The organism is Micropruina sp. (genome assembly GCF_047606365.1).
Taxonomy (GTDB): Bacteria; Actinomycetota; Actinomycetes; order Propionibacteriales; family Propionibacteriaceae; genus Micropruina.
In genome coordinates this window covers 1-18,304 of record NZ_JASGEN010000081.1, presented here as the reverse complement: position 1 = coordinate 18,304, position 18,304 = coordinate 1, and the positions used below count along the sequence as shown (strand labels likewise).

At 70.0% G+C, this 18,304-nt stretch carries 19 protein-coding genes; 14 read left to right on the top strand and 5 right to left on the bottom strand.

Features of this window, described 5'->3' with window-relative positions; all coding sequences use genetic code 11:
* Nucleotides 1–10 precede the first annotated feature (10 nt).
* The 9 genes from QM624_RS09275 (at nt 11) to QM624_RS09235 (ending at nt 8,260) form a co-directional block, all read left to right on the top strand.
* Nucleotides 11–838 (top strand): ABC transporter permease, encoded by an 828-nt coding sequence (locus QM624_RS09275; protein ID WP_415091064.1) that lies wholly within the window; start codon nt 11–13, stop codon nt 836–838.
* 19 nt (nt 839–857) lie between these two features.
* A complete protein-coding gene (locus QM624_RS09270; RefSeq protein ID WP_415091062.1) occupies nt 858–1,991 on the top strand; it encodes a sensor histidine kinase in 1,134 nt (377 codons plus the stop codon).
* Nucleotides 1,988–2,608, top strand: a complete 621-nt coding sequence (locus QM624_RS09265) for a response regulator (RefSeq protein WP_415091060.1) — start codon at nt 1,988–1,990, stop codon at nt 2,606–2,608. Before QM624_RS09270 ends, QM624_RS09265 begins: the two co-directional genes overlap by 4 nt.
* 96 nt (nt 2,609–2,704) lie before the next feature.
* Nucleotides 2,705–3,457, top strand: a complete 753-nt coding sequence (locus tag QM624_RS09260) for an ABC transporter ATP-binding protein (protein ID WP_415091058.1) — start codon at nt 2,705–2,707, stop codon at nt 3,455–3,457.
* Entirely contained in the window at nt 3,457–5,901 is a 2,445-nt protein-coding gene (locus QM624_RS09255; RefSeq protein ID WP_415091056.1) for an FtsX-like permease family protein, read from the top strand. Before QM624_RS09260 ends, QM624_RS09255 begins: the two co-directional genes overlap by 1 nt.
* Before the next feature lie 81 nt (nt 5,902–5,982).
* Nucleotides 5,983–6,330, top strand: a complete 348-nt coding sequence (locus QM624_RS09250) for an ArsR/SmtB family transcription factor (protein ID WP_415091054.1) — start codon at nt 5,983–5,985, stop codon at nt 6,328–6,330.
* The gene (locus QM624_RS09245) at nt 6,327–6,803 is read left to right on the top strand and encodes an SRPBCC domain-containing protein (RefSeq protein WP_415091052.1); all 477 of its coding nucleotides are present in this window, start codon (nt 6,327–6,329) and stop codon (nt 6,801–6,803) included. Before QM624_RS09250 ends, QM624_RS09245 begins: the two co-directional genes overlap by 4 nt.
* Nucleotides 6,800–7,372, top strand: coding sequence for a maleylpyruvate isomerase family mycothiol-dependent enzyme (locus QM624_RS09240; protein ID WP_415091050.1), 573 nt, complete (start codon nt 6,800–6,802; stop codon nt 7,370–7,372). Before QM624_RS09245 ends, QM624_RS09240 begins: the two co-directional genes overlap by 4 nt.
* A gap of 105 nt (nt 7,373–7,477) precedes the next feature.
* A complete protein-coding gene (locus QM624_RS09235) occupies nt 7,478–8,260 on the top strand; it encodes an Ig-like domain repeat protein (protein ID WP_415091048.1) in 783 nt (260 codons plus the stop codon).
* Here QM624_RS09235 and QM624_RS09230 read toward each other — a convergent pair.
* Nucleotides 8,253–8,843 carry a TetR/AcrR family transcriptional regulator gene (locus tag QM624_RS09230; RefSeq protein ID WP_415091046.1) on the bottom strand — a complete coding sequence of 197 codons (591 nt, stop codon included), beginning with the start codon at nt 8,841–8,843 and terminating at the stop codon, nt 8,253–8,255. The genes QM624_RS09235 and QM624_RS09230 overlap by 8 nt on opposite strands.
* Nucleotides 8,844–8,940: 97 nt before the next feature.
* Here QM624_RS09230 and QM624_RS09225 point away from each other — a divergent pair, with 97 nt between their 5' ends.
* Entirely contained in the window at nt 8,941–9,252 is a 312-nt protein-coding gene (locus tag QM624_RS09225) for a DMT family transporter (protein ID WP_415091044.1), read from the top strand.
* A complete protein-coding gene (locus QM624_RS09220; protein ID WP_415091042.1) occupies nt 9,249–9,614 on the top strand; it encodes a DMT family transporter in 366 nt (121 codons plus the stop codon). Before QM624_RS09225 ends, QM624_RS09220 begins: the two co-directional genes overlap by 4 nt.
* 10 nt (nt 9,615–9,624) lie before the next feature.
* On the opposite strand, the gene QM624_RS09215 is transcribed toward QM624_RS09220, so the two are convergent.
* Both QM624_RS09215 and QM624_RS09210 read right to left on the bottom strand, forming a co-directional pair.
* Entirely contained in the window at nt 9,625–10,032 is a 408-nt protein-coding gene (locus tag QM624_RS09215) for a low molecular weight phosphatase family protein (protein ID WP_415091040.1), read from the bottom strand.
* Nucleotides 10,033–10,124: 92 nt separating this feature from the next.
* Complete coding sequence (locus tag QM624_RS09210; protein ID WP_415091038.1) at nt 10,125–13,511, bottom strand: pyruvate carboxylase; 3,387 nt, start codon at nt 13,509–13,511, stop codon at nt 10,125–10,127.
* A gap of 165 nt (nt 13,512–13,676) precedes the next feature.
* Here QM624_RS09210 and QM624_RS09205 point away from each other — a divergent pair, with 165 nt between their 5' ends.
* The 3 genes from QM624_RS09205 (at nt 13,677) to QM624_RS09195 (ending at nt 16,546) form a co-directional block, all read left to right on the top strand.
* The gene (locus QM624_RS09205) at nt 13,677–14,915 is read left to right on the top strand and encodes an FAD-dependent monooxygenase (protein ID WP_415091036.1); all 1,239 of its coding nucleotides are present in this window, start codon (nt 13,677–13,679) and stop codon (nt 14,913–14,915) included.
* Nucleotides 14,916–14,929: 14 nt separating this feature from the next.
* Entirely contained in the window at nt 14,930–15,649 is a 720-nt protein-coding gene (locus QM624_RS09200) for a TetR/AcrR family transcriptional regulator (protein ID WP_415091034.1), read from the top strand.
* Nucleotides 15,650–15,733: 84 nt separating this feature from the next.
* Nucleotides 15,734–16,546 (top strand): phosphatase PAP2 family protein, encoded by an 813-nt coding sequence (locus QM624_RS09195; RefSeq protein WP_415091032.1) that lies wholly within the window; start codon nt 15,734–15,736, stop codon nt 16,544–16,546.
* Here the strand turns inward: QM624_RS09195 and QM624_RS09190 are convergent.
* On the bottom strand, nt 16,543–17,367 hold the full coding sequence (locus tag QM624_RS09190; protein ID WP_415091030.1) for a patatin-like phospholipase family protein: 825 nt from the start codon (nt 17,365–17,367) through the stop codon (nt 16,543–16,545). The two genes, QM624_RS09195 and QM624_RS09190, sit on opposite strands and share 4 nt — an antisense overlap.
* The coding region (locus QM624_RS09185; protein ID WP_415091028.1) for a hypothetical protein at nt 17,345–18,304 on the bottom strand (960 nt) is incomplete at its 5' end. The genes QM624_RS09190 and QM624_RS09185, both read right to left, overlap by 23 nt.

Below are 18,304 nucleotides of genomic sequence, written 5' to 3'. Positions count from 1 at the left end.
AGGACACCTCATGACCACCTTCACCACAGACCGCACGAATGACCTCGCTCCGACTTCCGAAACTCCCGTCCGCGATTCCCGGCCCTCCGGCTCGGCGCGGCGGTTCTTCCACTACGCCGCCCAGAGCATCCTGATCCAACTGCGCGACTGGGCCTTCCTAGGCTTCGTCATCGTGATGCCGACCACTATCTACCTGTTCTTCGCCAGCATGTACGGCGACGAGGGTGGTGACTCCGGCATCAACGTGGCGGCGGTGATGATGGTCACGATGGCCACCTACGGCGGTCTCGGTGCGGCGATGAACGCCGGCTCGCAGATCCAGTCGGAGCGTTCCTCGGGCTGGTTCCGGCAACTGATGCTCACCGCGCTGAGCCCCGCCCAGTTCGTGCTGGCCAAGATCCTCACCGCGATCGCGGTGCTGGTCCCGGCGATCGGAACGGTGTTCCTGGCCGGCGCGGCCCGCGGCGTCCGGCTCGACGCCGGCACCTGGGCCGCCTCGCTCGGCCTGATCGTCACCGCGCTGCTGCCGATGATCGTGTTCGGCCTGGTCATCGCGCTGTGGTTCAAGCCGCAGACCGCCACCGCCGTCACCACACTGGCCATGCTGGCGCTGGCCATGCTGGGCGGCCTGTGGGTGCCGCTGCAGTTGATGCCGGAGGTGATGCAGACCATCGGCAAGCTGTTGCCGTCGTACTGGGCCAGCCAGATCGGCGCCTGGCCGCTGGTCGGCGGCGACTTTCCCTGGCAGGGCGTGCTCGTGCTGGTGGTCTGGCTGGCGGTGCTGGTCGGCGTCGGAGCCCTCGGCTACCGTCGGGCTATCCGCACCTCCCGCCGCTGATCCGGACCCCATCGCAGCCATGACCGACGACACCAGCCTGCAGGCCCCGGCCTTCGTACCCGGGGCCTGCGGCCTGCCCTGGTACCGGCGGGCATTCGCCCAGGGCGCCGGCTACATCCTGCCCAGCTGCGTCTTCGCGCTCATTCCGATCGCCTACGCCCTGGACGCCGGGCCCGCCACGATCGCCCTGGTGACCCTGAACTGCCTGGTCATCGTGACCTTCTTCGTCGGCAGCACGCTGGTCATGCACTGGCCCGAGTGGGCCCGCTGGTTGTGGCTGGCCGGGCTGATCAGCTCGATCCTGGCGCTGGGCCTGTTCCCCGAGTCGCGGCCGCTCTACTTCGCGCCACTGATCACCTGCACCGCAGTCACCCTGATCGCCTGGCGGCACGCGCTGATCGTGGTGGTCGCCGCCACCGTCCTCGGCCTCGGATTCTCACTGCTGCAGGGCGACCTGTTCGGCGTGGTCATGGTGCTGATGGGGCTGGCCCTGGCGCTCACCGTCGGTCTCGGCATCCGCTACGACGCCGCCCGCTCTGCCCTGCGGAAGGCCGAGGAACGCACCGCTGTGCTGGCCGTCGCCGCCGAACGGGAACGGATCGGACGAGACCTGCACGACATCCTGGGCCACTCACTGACCACCATCGCCGTCAAGGCCGACCTGGCCCAGCGGCTGACCAGCCGCGATCCGGGGGCGGCCGCCGTCCAGATCGGCGAGATCGCCACCATCGCCCGGCAGTCGCTGAAGGATGTCCGCGCCACCGCGGCCGGCATGCGTGAGGTGCGGCTGGCGTCCGAGATCGCCGCCGCCCGCTCGGTGCTGACCGCGGCCGGCATCGAGTGCCGGGCACCGGTCGCGCTGCCGGTGATCGGCGACGCCGACAGCGAACTGCTCGGCTATGCGGTGCGCGAGGCGGTGACCAACGTCGTCCGGCACTCTGGGGCGACCATCTGCACCATCGAGGCCGACGCCGACCACGTCAGCGTCACCGACGACGGCACCGGGTTCGCCGGCCCGCACGACGGCAGCGGACTGGCCGGCCTGCAGGGCCGGGTCGAACAAGCCGGCGGCAGCTTCGACGTGCACACCTCGTCCGCCGGCACCGTGCTGAGGGTGCAACTCGCCGCACCGACAACGGAAGGAGCCCGATGATCCGCGTGCTGCTGGCCGACGACCAGGAGATGATCCGGACGGCGCTGGCCACCACCCTCGACCTGGAGGACGACCTCGAGGTGGTCGGTCAGGCCGGTACCTGCGCCGACGCCGTGGCGACAGCCGCCCGCGCCCGGCCGGATGTGGCGCTGCTCGACGTGCAAATGCCGACCGGCGGGCTGGCCGGCGAGGACGGCCTGGACGCCATCGGACCGCTGCTGGCCGCCGCGCCGGGCGTCCGGGTGCTGGTGGTGACCACGTTCGGACGGCCCGGCTACCTGCGCCGCGCGCTGGAGGCCGGCGCGCTCGGCTTCATGGTGAAGGATGCCCCGATCGAGCGGCTGCTGGAGGGAATCCGCCGGGTCAGTCAGGGCCTGCGGCACGTCGACCCCGAACTGGCCGCTGCGAGCCTGAGCCTGGGGGCGTCGCCGCTGACCGAACGCGAGGCGCAGGTGCTGGCCGCCAGCATCGGCGGCGCCGCCACCGCCGAGATCGCCTCCGCCGTGTTCCTCTCCGAGGGCACCGTGCGCAACTACCTGAGTGCCGCGATCGGCAAGCTCGGCGCCCGCAACCGCGCCGAGGCGATCCGCACCGCGCTGGACAACGGCTGGATCTGAGGCCGCGCAACGAGTGCTCGACGGTAGTGCCAGCACTACCCCCACTCTCGCCCGGTCGCCATTCGGTGGTTCACAGCTGACACCTAGGGTTGCCGCATGACCGCGACTTTGCCCGCTCCCACTACGGATGTCATCGCCCGCGCCGTGGGCCTGACCAAGACCTACGGCACCGGTGACGCCCAGGTGCACGCCTTGGCCGGCGTCGATCTGGCGCTGCGCCGCGGCTCGTTCACCGCGATCATGGGGCCGTCCGGGTCGGGCAAGTCGACCCTGATGCACTGCCTCGCCGGGCTGGACGCCTCGACGTCCGGGCAGATCTGGCTGGGCGGCACCGAGATCACCGGCCTGGACGACCGGCGGCTCACCCAGCTGCGCCGCGACTCGGTCGGTTTCGTGTTCCAGGCGTTCAACCTGCTGCCGACGCTGACCGCCAAGGAGAACATCCTGCTGCCGCTCGACCTGGCCGGACGCCGCGTCGAGGCGTCCGAGTTCGACGCGATCGTGGCCTCGCTGAAGCTCACCGACCGGCTCGGTCACCTGCCCTCCCAGCTCTCCGGCGGCCAGCAGCAGCGGGTGGCGATCGCCCGTGCCCTGATCACCAAGCCGCAGGTGCTGTTCGCCGACGAGCCGACCGGCGCCCTCGACTCGCGCACCGGCCACGAGCTGCTCGACCATCTGCGTTCGGCCAGCCGTGAGCTGGGCCAGACCATCGTGATGGTCACCCACGACCCGAACGCCGCCGCCTACGCCGATCGGGCGGTCATCCTCTCCGACGGCCGGATCGTCGACGACCTGGACGCCCCGAACTCCGACACTGTGCTGGACGCCATGCGGAAGCTGGGTGCCTGATGCTGCGGCAGGTGCTGCGGGAGTTGCGGTTCCACCCCTCCCGCTTCGTCGCCACGGTGATCGCCATCGCGATCAGCGTGGCTTTCATGGCCGGCTCGTCGATCCTGGTCGCCACTGAGACCAACGGCTTCCAACGCCTCCAGTCGCTACCCATCTCGACCGCGGACGTCGTGGTCACCCTCGGTCCGGACGCCGACCGGGCCGCCGTCGCCAAGGCGTTGACCGGTGTCGCCGGAGCCGAAGCGGCCGAACCCAGCCTGAGTATGACCACCACGCTGCGGAACGGCCGCGCGACGGCATTGACCGGGCTAATCGTGCTGCCGTCCGAACCGTTGCGCTGGTCGCGGATCATGGAAGGACGCTGGCCACAGGCCGCCGGTGAACTGGCGTTGAGCCGGGACGCCGCCAACGGCCTGCAGGCGCGGATCGGCGACCGGCTGGAGACCGGCTACGCCGACGTCACCTTCACCGTGGTCGGCCTCACCGACGAGCCGAAGTCGCTGTTCCTGCAGACCGGCTACGTCGCGCCGGCCACCTTCGCCGCGTCGGGGGACGACCCGGCTCAGAACGCCGAAACCTGGATCGTCAAGGCCTCACCCGGCACCGACCCGGCCGCCCTGGCCCAGACCGTCAGCGCCGCGCTCGGCAAAGTCTCCGACGTGGAGGTGCAACCGGCCGAGCAGGTGCGCGCCGAGTCGCTGAAGAAGCTGACCGGTGAGTTCGACGCCTTCCGCAACCTGCTCTGGGCGTTCGCGGCGATCGCCGCTGTGGTAGGCATGATCACCATCGCCAACACCTTCACCATTCTGCTGGCGCAGCGCCGCCGGCAGATCGGGCTGCTCCGCGCGGTCGGGGCCAGCGGTGCCCAGATCCGGCGGCGGTACCTGCTCGAAGCGCTCACCCTGGGCGTGATCGGCTCGGCGCTGGGCTTGTTGGCCGGTGCCGGACTGGCGGCGATCGGATCGTCGCTGACCGGCTCGCTGTTCTGGGGGCTCGCCCTGCCCGCCGTCGATCTCTCGGTCGCCTTCGGCGTGGGCGTGGCGATCACCGTGCTGGCCGCCGTCCTGCCGGTGCTGCGCGGCACCCGGGTCCGGCCGCTGGAGGCGCTGCAGCCCGAGCCGGCCTCCGACGAGAAGCGCCGGGCGGGCATCGTCCGCGGCGTGATCTGCGGGCTGCTGGTGGTCGGCGGCGTCGCCGCCGGTGTGCTCGGCCTGAGCACCGGCGCCGCGCTGCAGATAGCGATCGCGGGCAGTGCGCTGGTGGCGATCGGAGTCCTGTTCGGTGCTCCGCTGTTCGTGCCGGGCCTGTTGCGGCTGGTCGGCCTGCTCGTGCGCGGCTTCGGGGTCACCCCGCGGCTGGCGGCGCAGAACGCCGTCCGGAACCCGCGGCGGGCCTCCACCACGGCCACCGCGCTGATGCTGGCCGTCGGGCTGATCGTCACCCTGCAGGTCGGTACCGCGAGTGCCCGCGCCACCATGCTCGACCAGATCGACCGGCAACGGCCGGTGGACATCTCGGTCAGCACCTGGGGCGCCACCAAGTCGCTGCCCGGCGAGCTGGTCGGTCAGCTGCGGAGGGTCTCCGGGGTGGACGGCGCGGCGGCGCTGCCGTCCGCATCCGCCGACCTCACCGGCGCTGCCGACGACTCCTACCAGGGAATGACCGTGCTCGGTTACGGTCCGGACGCCGCCGCGGTCGCGGCCGACGCGCCGGCTGTGATCGCCGACGACCAGATCTACGTCTCGGACAACTGGAACGAGTTGAAGGACGGCCAGCAGGTCGGCCTGAAGGGCCACACCGGCAGCCTGCGGCTGAAGGTGGTGAAATCGCCGATCGTGCCGCTCGGCCAGGCGATGGTGTCGACGGCGAACCTCAACCGGCTCGGCTCCGTGGTTCCGGACGCCATGCTGTGGCTGTCGGTGCCGAACCGGGCCGACGCCGTGGCCGCCGCCACCGCGGTTTCGGAGCTGACCAACGGCGAGCAGTACGAGGTGACCGGGGCGATCATCGAGGCGGTCGCGATGGAGTCGGTGCTGAACGTGCTGCTGGCCATCACCACCGCGCTGCTCGGCGTCGCGGTACTGATCGCGCTGATCGGGGTGAGCAACACCCTCGGGTTGTCGGTGCTGGAGCGCACCCGCGAGTCGGCGCTGATGCGGGCACTCGGTCTGCAGGCCCGTTCACTACGGCTGATGCTGCTGATCGAAGCGCTGCTGCTGGCCGTCGTCGGCGTCGCCGTCGGAGTCGTCGCCGGCATCTACTTCGGCTGGCTGGGCGCCACCGCACTGGCCAAGCAGGTCGCTGCCGACGTCCGGCTGGTCGTCGATCTGCCGCTCACCCTGGGCATGGTGGTGGTCGCCATCCTGGCCGCCGCGCTGGCGTCCGTACTGCCCGGACGCCGGGCCGCGAAGGCCTCCCCGACCGAGGCCCTGGCCGACATCTGAGGGTTGTTCAACCGAACGGTTGACAATGATTCGCCGCCGTCGTACGGTTTATTCAACCAACCGGTTGAAGAGAGAAGAACCATGACGGATCAGCTCGATGCGGCCTTCGCGGCCCTGTCCGATCCCACCCGGCGCGACCTGGTCGCCCGGCTGGCGATCGGGGACGCGACGGTCGGCGAGCTGGCCGCCCCGTACGACATGACCATCCAGGCGATCTCCAAGCATCTGAACGTGCTGGCGGCAGCCGGACTGGTCACCAAGCGCCCCCAGGCCCAGCGCCGGCTCGTCCATCTCGAGGCGGACGCGCTGCGCCGGCTCACCGACTGGGTCGAGCACTACGCCGGCCTGGCCGAGCAGCGCTACTCACGCCTGGAGAACGTCCTCGCCTCACTCGCCGAGGCCGCACCCGAAGAAGGGAACCCATCATGACCGAGCACCTCACCACCGCCACCATCGAAGCCGATCCTGTCGTCCCGGTGATCCACATCACCCGCGATTTCCGGGCCACCCCGGCCCAGGTGATCCGCGCCCACGTGGACCCGGAGCTGTTCACCCAGTGGGTCGGCCCCAACTACCGCACCATCGCCATCGACCACTGGGACGCCCGCACCGGCGGCAGCTGGCGCTACACCGACAGCACCGACGCCGACGTCCAGGCCTTCCGCGGCTGCTTCCACGAGATCAGCGAGAACCGCATCGTGCAGACCTTCACCTGGGAGGGCATGCCCGAGGGCGTCGCGCTGGAGACGATGACCGCGACCGACCTGGGCGACGGCTGGACGCGGCTGCACGCCGCCTCGCTGACCGACAGCTTCGAGGGCCGGGACGCCTGGCTCGCCTCGGGCATGGAGGTCGGCGTCAACGACGGCTACGCCAAGCTCGACGAACTGCTGGCCCGATGAGCGCCGAAGCCGAACGCCACCGCAGCTACGCGGCCCACTTCGCCGAGGTCGTCGGCGCCGTCACCGATTGGACGGCGCCGACCCCGGTCAAGGAGTGGACTGCCCGCGACGTGGTGGCCCACCTGATCGACTGGTTCCCCGGCTTCCTGGAGGCGGGCACCGGCATCGCACTGCCCGCCGTCCCGAACCTGGACACCGATCCGGCGGCCGCCTGGGACGCTCGCCGCGCCGACATCCAGGCCCTGCTGGACGACCCGGTCACCGCGACCAGCAGCTACCGCAGCCAGATGTTCGGCGAGCTGACCCTGACCGAGGCGGTCGACCGGTTCTACACCTCCGATATCTTCATGCACACCTGGGACCTGGCCCGATCCGCGGGCGTCGACGACACCCTGGACGAAGCTGTCTGCGCCGACATGCTGGCGGGCATGGAGCAGATGACCGAGGTGATCCGGAGTTCGGGCCAGTTCGGCGACCAGCAGAGCGTGCCCGCGAACCCGTCCGCGCAGCAGCGCTTCATCGCCTTCATCGGACGTGATCCGCTATGGCAGCGGGAAGCCGCCGGCTGACCGCTCCGGGTGAGACATTCTCCGGAACTCGCCGCTCCGGCCAGCTGCTGATGGTTAGGCTTACCTAAGTTTCCCCTATCGGGGGGTTGTGAGCGAGGAGGAGAAATGACGACCAACAGCGTGACCCGTCCGGGTCTCGGCCGGTGGGCGACGCGGCTGGTGGCGACCGGGGCGGCCATCGCGCTGCTCGGCGGCGGCCTGCTGCCGCAGCAGAGCGCGGTAGCGGCACCGCGACCCGAGGCCGGTAACGGCACCCTGACCATCTCGAAGGTCGAGGTGACCCCGGGCGGCACGATCACCATCAAGGGCACCGGCTTCGATCAGCGTCCCTCCGGCGGCTTCCTCGCCTACAAGATCAACGACGGCGAGCTGAAGTTCACCTCCGGCAAGCCGGACGGCACGCTCGACAGCTCGGGCACGGTGACCACCAAGAAGGCGGCCAACCTGCCCAACGCGTCCGGCTCGTTCTCGGTGAAGCTCACCGTGCCGTCCACGCTTGCGCCGAACGACAACCCGACCACCTACTGGGTGCGGCTGCTGGCCGGCAACGACGGCGGCACGCTGGCCTCGAAGTACGTGCACTTCACCGTGGTGAAGTTCAGCTCGAAGGTGAAGGCGTCGTTCGACTCGAAGACCAAGAAGAAGAAGTCGAAGGGCACCGCCAAGGTGACGGTGAGCACCTCGGCGACCTCGAAGCCGACCGGCACCGTGAACATCCTCGACGGCAGCAAGACCATCGCCAAGGGCAAGCTGGCCAGCAAGAACAAGGGTGTGATCAAGATCAAGCTGCCCAAGCTGAAGAAGGGCAAGCACACCCTGACGATCAAGTACGCCGGCACCGACAAGGTCAAGGCCAGCTCGAAGTCCTACAAGATCACCGTCAAGTAGCGGACACCACCAGGCGGCGCACCGCCGCCCGCAGCACGTCCTCGGCTCGGACGGGTTCGACCCGTCCGAGCAGGACGTGCACGGTGAGCCCGTCGACCAGCGCCTGCAGTTCGGCGGCCGCGGCGTCCGGGCCGCCGTCCACTTCGTAACCGAGGGTCGTCACCTGCGTCAGTACCTCGACCAGCAGCTGGTTCAGGTCGCGGTACAGGATGCCCTGGGCGTCGGCGATCGCACGGTCGCTGACCGCCTGGCCGACGAAGGCCAGCCACACCTCGGACGCCCGCCGGCTCGACTCGTCGGTGGGCAGCACCGCGATCAGGATGCCGGCCAGCACCTCCAGCGGCGGCGCCGACGGATCGACCGCCCGCACCCGCTGCTCGATCACCGCACCGACCCGCTGTGCGGCGGCGTCCAGAATCGCCTCGCGGGTGGGCAGGTAATGCCGCACCGCCCCACTCGACCAGCCGCTGCGCTCGGCCACCGCACGAATGGTGGCGCCGGGCAGGCCGTGCTCGATGATCAGTTGCCAGACCGCGTCGACCAGCTCATCACGGCGTTGCCGATGATCCACCACCCGAGGCATGCGCCAGTTGTAGCACACCTGTGCGAAATTGTCAGATGTCGCACGACTGTGTTATAAAGATGTTTCAGCACATCCGTGCGAAATAGGAGGTGGGGAGATGGATCCCTGGGTCACCCTGGTGGCGGCCGGTGTCTTCGAGGTGGGCTTCACCACCTGTCTGAAGCTCGAGGAACGCAGCAAGTGGTTCATCGTCCCGTTCCTGATCTGCGCCGGCATCAGCTTCACCCTGCTGTCCGAGGCGATGGAAACGATCCCGCTCGGCACCGCCTACGCGGTGTGGACGGGGATCGGTGCCGTCGGCACCGTGCTGGTCGGAGCGTTGGCCTTCGGCGAACGGCTGAAGCCGGCCACGCTGGGCCTGCTCGGCGTCGTGGTGGCGATGATCATCGGCTTGAAGGTGCTGGGATGAAGCGGCAGGGAATGAACGGCTGGCTCTGGCTGCTGGTGGCCGGCGCGTTCGAGATCGGCATGACCACCGCGCTCAAGCTCGAACAGCAGAACTCGCAGTTCCTGTGGGTGTTCCTGGTCTGCGCCATCGCCGGCTTCGAATGCCTCGCTAAGGCGATCAAGACGATCCCGCTGGGGCTCGCCTACGCGATCTGGACGGGCATCGGTGCGGTCGGCACGGTGCTGATCGGGGCGTTCGCGTTCGGTGACCCGCTGGGCCCCGTCCGGGTGTTGCTGCTCACCGGGCTGGTGGCGGCGATGATCGGCCTGAAGCTGGTCGGCGGACGTGAGCCTGCCAAATCCGAAGCGTCAGCGGAGCGGTAACCCCGTTCGCTCAGGCGGCGGCCGGCGCGTTGAACTCGGCCAGCAGGGTCAGCACCCGGGCCTTGATCGCGTCGCGGATCGGCCGGAGCTCGGCCAGCTGAAGCCCGCCGGATTCGGGTAGGTCCCAGTCGTCGAACCGGACACCGCCGCTGAGCGGACGCAGGTCGACGCCGAGGGTGATCACCTTGTCGGCCTGCCAGAGCATGTCGGGGCTGACCGCCTTCGGCTCCTCGTCGCGCAGGTCGACGCCCTCTTCGAGCATCGCGGCGATGACGGCGGGGTTGAGGGCGTCCGCCGGTTCCGTACCGGCGGATTCGACGGCGATCGAGCCGCCGCTGAGCTGGGTCAGGAAGCCTGCCGCCATTTGTGAACGACCGGCGTTGCTGACACACACGAAGAGCACCGAGTTGATTGCCATCGAACCCTCCTTGGTCGGACGAGAGTTGGACTCTCGCAGCCGAAGATGACAACCAGGTGAACAGCGGTCGACGAACGGGCCCCGCTTCCGGGTCAGCCGATCACCACCAGCAGGTCGCCGCCCTCCACCGCCTGGGCGGGCCCGATGGCCAGCCGCTGCACGGTGCCGGCGGTGGGCGCGGTGATCGCCGCCTCCATCTTCATCGCCTCGATGGTCGCCACACCCTGGCCGGCCTCGACCGTGTCGCCGATGGCCACGGTCAGGGTGACCACACCCGAGAACGGCGCCGCCACATGTCCCGGATTGCCGGTATCGGCCTTCTCGGCGAGCGCCACTTCGGACTTGATCGCATGGTCGCGCACCGACACCACCCGGATCTGGCCGTTGATGGTGCAGACCACCTGGCGGTAGCCGCGGGCGTCCGGTTCCCCGATCGCCTCCAGGCCGAGCAGCAGCTTCTTGCCGCGCTCCAACTCGACCTCGTGCTCCTGGTGCACGGCCAGGCCGTGCAGGAACTCGCGGGTGGACAGCACCGACAGCTCCGAGAACTCGTCGACGGCGTCCTCGTAGTCACGGGTCGGTCCGGGGAACAGCAGCCGGTTCAGGGTGCGCCGCGGCTCGCTCTCCAGCGCCTCGGCATCTTCGGCGGAGAGTTCGGTCTCGACCGGTTTCACGGTGCGGCCGGCCAGCGCCTTGGTGCGGAACGGTTCGGGCCAGCCGCCGGGCGGGTCACCCAGCTCGCCGCTCAGGAAGCCGATCACCGAGGCCGGAATGTCGTAGCGGCCGGGGTTGGCCTCGAAGTCGTCCGGGTCGGCGTTGGCCCCGACCAGGGCCAGCGCCAGGTCGCCGACCACCTTGGACGACGGCGTCACCTTGACGATGTTGCCGAGGATCCGGTTGGCCGCGGCGTACATGTTCTCGATGTCCTCGAACCGGTGGCCCAACCCCAGCGCGATCGCCTGCTGGCGGAGGTTCGACAGCTGACCGCCGGGAATCTCGTGGTTGTAGACGCGTCCGGTCGGGCCGGGCAGGCCGGACTCGAACGGCGCGTAGAGCAACCGGACGGCCTCGAAGTACGGCTCCAGGTCGGTGACCACCTGCAGCGACAGCCCGGTGGCCCGCTCGGTGTCGTCGGTGGCAGCCACCAGCGCCGACATCGACACCTGGGACGTGGTGCCGGCCCAGGCGGCGCAGGCGACGTCCACCGCGTCCACCCCGGCGTCGATGGCGGCGATCAGGGTGGCCAGCTGGCCGCCGGCGGTGTCGTGGGTGTGCAAGTGCACCGGCAGGTCGAACCGCTCCCGCAGCGCCCGGACGAGCTTCGCCGCCGCCGGGGCACGCAGCAGGCCGGCCATGTCCTTGATCGCCAGAATGTGCGCGCCCGCGTCGACCAACTGCTCGGCGAACCGCAGGTAGTAGTCGAGGGTGTACAGCTTCTCGCCCGGCGAGGTGAGGTTGCCGGTGTAGCACAGCGCGGCCTCGGCGACGCCGTGGTCGGTCTCGCGCACCGCCTCGATCGCCGGCCGGATCTGGTCGATGTTGTTCAGCGCGTCGAAGATCCGGAAGATGTCGCAGCCGGTGCGCGCCGCCTCATGGACGAACGCCTGGGTCACCTTGAGCGGGTAGGGCGTATAGCCGACTGTGTTGCGGCCACGCAGCAGCATCTGCTGCGGAATGTTCGGCATCGCCTCGGCGAACTTCGCCAGCCGCTGCCACGGATCCTCCTTCAGGAAGCGCAGCGTGACGTCGTAGGTGGCACCACCCCAGGACTCCATCGAGAACAGCTGCGGCAGCATCCGGGCGATGTGCGGTGCGACGTGCAGCAGGTCACGGGTACGCACCCGGGTGGCCAGCAGCGACTGGTGGGCGTCGCGGAAGGTGGTGTCGGTGACGGCGACGGCGGTCTGATTGCGCAGCGCCTGGGCGAAGCGTTCCGGACCCTCCTCCAGCAGCAGCTGCTTCGAACCGGACGGCGGCGGCGCCTGCAGCTCCTGCTTGGTCAGTGCCGGCAGCTTGTCGCGGGCGATCAAGGTGGTGCGGCACTCGCCGTTGGGCTTGTTGACCGCGACACCGGCCAGGTATTTGAGCAGCTTGGTGCCCCGGTCGGCCGGGATCCGCTGGGTGAGCAACTGCGGACGTTCGTCGATGAAGGACGTGGTGGCGCGTCCGGCCAGGAAGTCGGGGTCGGAGATCACCGCCTCGAGGAAGCCGATGTTGGTCGAGATGCCTCGGATCCGGAACTCGTTCAGCGCCCGGTAAGCGCGCCGGGCGGCCGCCCGCAGGTCGCGTCCGCGGCAGGTCAGCTTGACCAGCATCGAGTCGAAGTGGGCGCCCACCTCGGAGCCGCCGAAGACCACGCCGCCGTCCAGCCGGACGCCGGCGCCGCCGGGGCTGCGGTAGACCGAGATCCGGCCGGTGTCGGGCCGGAAGCCGTTGGCGGGATCCTCGGTGGTCACCCGGCACTGCAGCGCCTGGCCACGCACCTGGATGTCCTCCTGCCGCAGGCCCAGGTCGGCCAGCGATTCGCCGGCGGCGATCCGCATCTGGGACGACACCAGGTCGACGTCGGTGACCTCTTCGGTGACGGTGTGTTCGACCTGGATCCGCGGGTTCATCTCGATGAACACGTAGCGGCCGTCCGCACCGAGCAGGAACTCGACCGTGCCGGCGTTGGTGTAGCCGATGTGCCGGCAGAACTTCACCGCGTCGGCGCAGATCGCGTCCCGCAGGGCCGGGTCGAGATTGGGTGCCGGCGCCAGTTCGACGACCTTCTGGTGCCGGCGCTGCACCGAGCAGTCCCGCTCGAACAGGTGGATCACCTGGCCGGTGTGGTCGGCCAGGATTTGCACCTCGATGTGCCGCGGGCTGATCACCGCCTCTTCCAGGTACATCCGGGCGTCGCCGAACGCGGCCTGCGCCTCGCGCATCGCCTCGACCAGGGCCGGCTCGAGGGTCTTTGGGTCATCCACCCGGCGCATGCCGCGTCCGCCGCCGCCGGAGACCGCCTTGACGAAGACCGGGTAGCCGATCTGCTCGGCCGCGGCCAGCAGGGTGGGAATGTCGTCCGAGGCGTCCGCACCACGCAGCGTCGGCAGCCCCGCCTCGCGCGCGGCGGCGATGGCTTTGGCCTTGTCACCGGTCAGTTCCAGGATTTCGCGACCCGGACCGATGAAGGTGATGCCGTTGTCGGCGCAGGCCTGGGCGAAGCCGGCGTTCTCGCTGAGGAAGCCGTAGCCGGGGTAGATCGCGTCGGCCCCGGCGTCCAGCGCGGCCGCGATGATGCCGTCGGCGTCGAGGTAGGCCCGCACCGGGTGCCCGACCTCACCGATCTGGTAGCTCTCGTCGGCCTTCAACCGGTATTCGGCGAGCCGGTCCTCGTAGGGGAAGACGGCCACGGTGCCGATGCCCAGCTCGGTTGCGGCGCGGAACGCCCGGACGGCGATCTCGCCCCGATTGGCCACCAGGATCTTGCGGAACATGTCGTCTCCTCACAGGTCGGCGGAGGTCGGCGATCGCGCTTCGGCGACCCTGCCGACCGCGACACCCACTGCCGGACAGCCTGACACAATCCCTCGCCACGCGGGAGTTCCTCGTGACTGACTGACCAGTTGGGCATTTTGGTCAGTTGGTTCTACACTGGAGACATGACACAGGCATCGAGTGACACACGCAGGGCACTGATCGTCGGCGCGGGCATCGCCGGGCTGGCCGCCGCGTCCGCGCTGGCCAAGGCGGGCTGGCAGCCGGTCGTGATCGAGCGAGCAGCACAGCGTCGCCGCGGCGGCTACTTCATCGCCATGTTCGGCTGCGGCCGCACCGCCGCGAACCGGATCGGCCTCCAGGGCATCCGCAACCGCGTCCCCGACCGCGCGCACACCTACCTGGTCGATCGGGCGGCCAACCGCAGGCCGGGCCTGGGCTTCCAGGACGTGCCCAACGGTCCCTGGATGATGCTGCGCGGCGACGTCGAGCGCTCCGCGTTCGATGCGCTGCCCGACCAGGTGGCCATCCGGTTCTCGACCACACCCACCGCCCTCACCCAGGACGGCGAAGGCGTGGCGGTCACCCTGTTGAACACCCAGACCGGGGAGTCGGCCGTGGAACGGTTCGACCTCGTCGTCGGCGCGGACGGCATCCGCTCGACCGTGCGGCAACTGGCCTGGGGCCCCCACGAGAACTACCTCAACCGGCTCGGGTTCATGATCTGCGCCTTCGAACTCCCCGAATCGCTGCCGGGCCTGAAGCAGCAGGAGGGCGCGATCCTCTCCGAGCCCGGGCGGTCGTTCTGGGTGTTCCCGTTCGCCGACCATGCACCCACGGTGTTGTTCTCGTACCACGCCGACGATGTGGACGCCGAGCGCGCCCGGGCGAAGCAGGTCGGCGTGGCGCAGCGACTGCGTCAGGTCTACGGCCCCGAGCCGTTGGGTGACCTGATGGGTGCGGCCATCGAGCATCTGGAGAACACCGACGAGTTCCTGTTCGACTCGGTCGAGCAGGTCACGGTGGATCACTGGCATGACGGACGCGTCGTGCTGCTCGGCGACGCCGCCTGGTGCCCCACGTTGTACTCGGGGATGGGCGCCACCTCCGGGCTGGCCGGCGCGGACGCCCTCGGCCTCGCACTCGCCAAGTACCCCGACGATCTGGAGACCGCACTGTCGAAGTGGGAGGAGACCCTCCGTCCCGCGATCGCCGACTTCCAGAAGTCGGCCTACCCGATGCGTGAGCTGTTCACCCAGACCTCTCCGCAGGAGCAGCGGAAGCAGACCTTCACCATCGCGCTGCGCCGGTTCATGTTCAGATTTCCCCTGCTGATGAAGCTGATGATGCGGTCGAAGAGCTTCCAGCTGCGCAACGGCGACTTGGCCGCAGACTTCGCGTGAGCGAGGCTTGGGCCATGACCAGCAGCGTGACCGAAGCGCAGCCGAGCCCCCGGACCGCGAAGGTGCTTGCCGCCGCGGAAGAACTTGTCGTCAAGCAGGGCTTCAAGGGTGTGACGATGGCCGCGGTCGCTCAGCGCGCCCACGTCGGCAAGGGCACCCCCTATCTGTACTGGCGTGCGAAGGAAGACCTCTTCTTGGAGCTGATCGCCCTCAATCTCGCCGAGCTGCTGCGGGGCCTGGCGGCCCGCGTCCGGGTCGAGACCGGGCTGGCCCGGGCCGAGGAGCTCTGCCCGGCGGTCGCCGAGGCCTGGCTGGCGCATCCCCTCGTCCGCGCCCTGCAGATCGCGGACAACGACGTGCTCGGCGCACTCCTGGACGACCCCCGCGCCCATGCCGTCGCCGCCGAGCACGGCGCTGCCGCGGTGCTGCGCCGGCTCCTCCCGGTCTGGCGGCGGCACGGCACCGTCCGAACCGACTGGTCGCTGGAGGACCAGGCGAGCGCCATCGAGCTCGTCCTGGTCGGCTACTTCACGATCCAAACCCACGGCATCTCGCCGCAGCCGGCGTCCGATCGGCTGTCGATCCTGCGCCGGAGCCTCGCCACGCTGCTGCAGAGCGACTCGGCCGGCGAACCCGCCGGCCGAACGCTGGCCGATGAGATCGGCGACGTGCTCGATGCCCATGCCCGAGATCTGAGCGAGGCGGCACTGAAGGCAAGGGCGACTGCCTCGTAGGCAGGGCTCGGCGGCTGGCCACGACCCCGGCACACCGCCGTTCGGGCGTGGGGCTACGCCGCTGTCTCCTGGCAGACTTGGCCGATGCCCCCTCCCACGTTGCCGGTCGAACCCGAGCACACCATCGGCGACCGCGACCTCACCACCTGGCGCACCCCGGTCGGACGCTGGCTGCAGGCAATGTTCGGCGCGCTCAGCGAGCGGCTGCGCAACGTCGAGGCTGCGGCGCTGGTGCTGCTCGCCGCAGCCGCCGTCGTTGCGGTCACCGCCACCTGGGCCGCCGGCGAGATCTACGAGGCGGTGACGGCTGGGAACAGCGTCGCCCTGATCGACCAGCCGATGCTGGATTGGATGATCAGCGTCCGGACGCCGGAACTGAACGCGGTGATCGCCACCTTCAGCGCGTCCGGCGGCACGATGTGGATGACCCCGATCACCGCCGCGGTGCTGCTGGCGATGTGGCTGCGTTGGCGGCGCTGGACGCCGCTGGTGCTGATGGTCATCGCGGTCGCCGGATCGCTGACCATGACCGTGGTCGGCAAGCGGCTGAGCGGACGGGCCCGGCCGCCGCTGGAGCTGTCCATCCCGCCGCCGGAGACGTCGGCGTCCTTTCCGTCGGGGCACTCACTGAACTCGCTGGTGATCACCGGCATCATCGTCTACGTCCTGCTGGCCTACCTGACCAGCACCCTCGCCCGGTTGGCGACCGTGACGATCGGCGCGCTGTACGCCTTCGCGATGGGCATGTCGCGGGTCTACCTCGGACACCACTGGCTGACCGACGTGCTCGCCGCCTGGTGCCTCGGCATTGCCTGGCTGACGTTGGTGATCACCTGCCACCGGCTGTGGCTGACCCAGCATCGTGACCACAAGCTCGGACGGCGTGCGCTGACCTAGTGCCAGAGTTCGCGGACGGCCGCGGCAGCCTTGCGGCCCGCGTACCGGCCGCGTTCCCGAGCGCCCGCCAGACCCGCCTCTGACATCGCGTCGAGCCCGGGACGGTCGTCGGCGATCGGCACGACCTCGGCGCCGTCGGCCCGCAGCCGGGCCGCCTGATGACCCGGACGCCGCACGCCACGCACCGACCGTCCCTGCGGCGCCAGGATCAGCACCCGCCCGCAACCGGACGCCAGATCGGCGTTGGCCGGCGAGCGCAGGCCGCCGTCCAGGAACGGCCGGCCCTCGATCGTGACGGCCGGCAGCACGCCCGGCAGCGCGCAGCTGGCGGCGACCGCCCGGGCCGGTTCGACCTGCGAACGGGGCGTGAAATAGGCCGGACGGCCGGCGACGGCGTCCACCGCCACCACGATCAGCGCCGCGGGCCAACTGGTGGTGCCGATCGCCCGGGCGACCAGGTCGACGAACTCCGCCTCACCCAGTGCCACCGGACGGCCGGCGCCGCGTCCTAGCCAGCGCAGGGCGTGCCGACGACTGGGCCACAGCTGGGCGGCCAGCAGCCGCAGCCCGGCGGCCGTTCCGACCCGGACGCCGGCCAGCTCGGCGATGTGATCGCGCAGGCCCTCGGCGTCGCCGCCGGCGAGCAGCCGGGTGGCGAGCAGAGCACCCGCAGAGGTGCCGATCACCCGCTCGGCGCCGCCCAGCACGTCCGGTAGTTCCTCCAGGACACCGCGCAGCCAAGCCATTCCGGTGAGTCCGCCGCCGCCCAGCACGACGGCCCGGTCGGGCGTGGGGTCGTCAGCTGATCCGTTGCCAGACAACCGGCTCCTTGGCGTTGGTCACCGACACCACGTAGCGCACGTCGACGGCCGGCAGCGACTGATCCACCTGGTACTTCTCGCCGTTCTGGGTCAAGGTGCAGCGGAACCGGAACTTCAGCTTGGTGGCAGCGCGGGCCTTGGTCGGTTCGGCCACATCGAGGGTGTAGGTGGCGTTCTTCCACGGGTCGCCGACCAGGGTCCACTTGATCGACTTGGTGTCGACCTTCTGGCCCTTCTCGATGGTGACGCTGTTCGGGCAGCCCTTCGGGGCCGGATCGCGCTTGGCCAGGCACTTCTTCAGTGCGGCGGCCGCCGTCGCGTTGGCCTGCTTCTGGCCCGCCGCGGTGAGCACCGGGCTCAGCCCGGCCCGGACGTCGTCGCCGACGGCGTCCACCGTCACCCGGTTGCCGTCGAAGTCGAGTTGTCGCAGCTTCTCGGCGAACACGTAGGTGCCGGGGAAGACCTCCAGGTGTGCCGGGTCGGTCAGCGCCTGCCCGTTCAGGGTGGCCCGCAGTTCGCTGGGCAGCGGCCCCGGGTCGATCGTGGAGGTGACCTGCGCGAGTCGCCACCCGGCCTCGGTGTGGGTGGTGGAGAAGGTGAGAGTGGCGGCCTTCTCGCCGAACTTCACCTCGGCGGGCACTGACACGGTTTCGCCGCCGTTGGCCTCCGGCACGTTGACCACGCTCAGCGGGGCCAGGCGCTGCGACTCGGCGAGGACGTCGTGGGTGAGCAACTTGGTGTCGGTGGGCCGGTTCAGCGCGTATTCCAGCGCCCGGTCGGCGTCGGCGGCGATCAGGGCGTCGAGATAGCCGGCGACCGCCTGCTGCGGGGTCGCGGACGGCACCGCGGAACTCTCCGCCTGGGGCCGCAGCAGCCAAGCGATGCCGGCGATCAGACCCGCCACCACCAGGAAGGCCAGCGCGGCGATCCAGCGGGT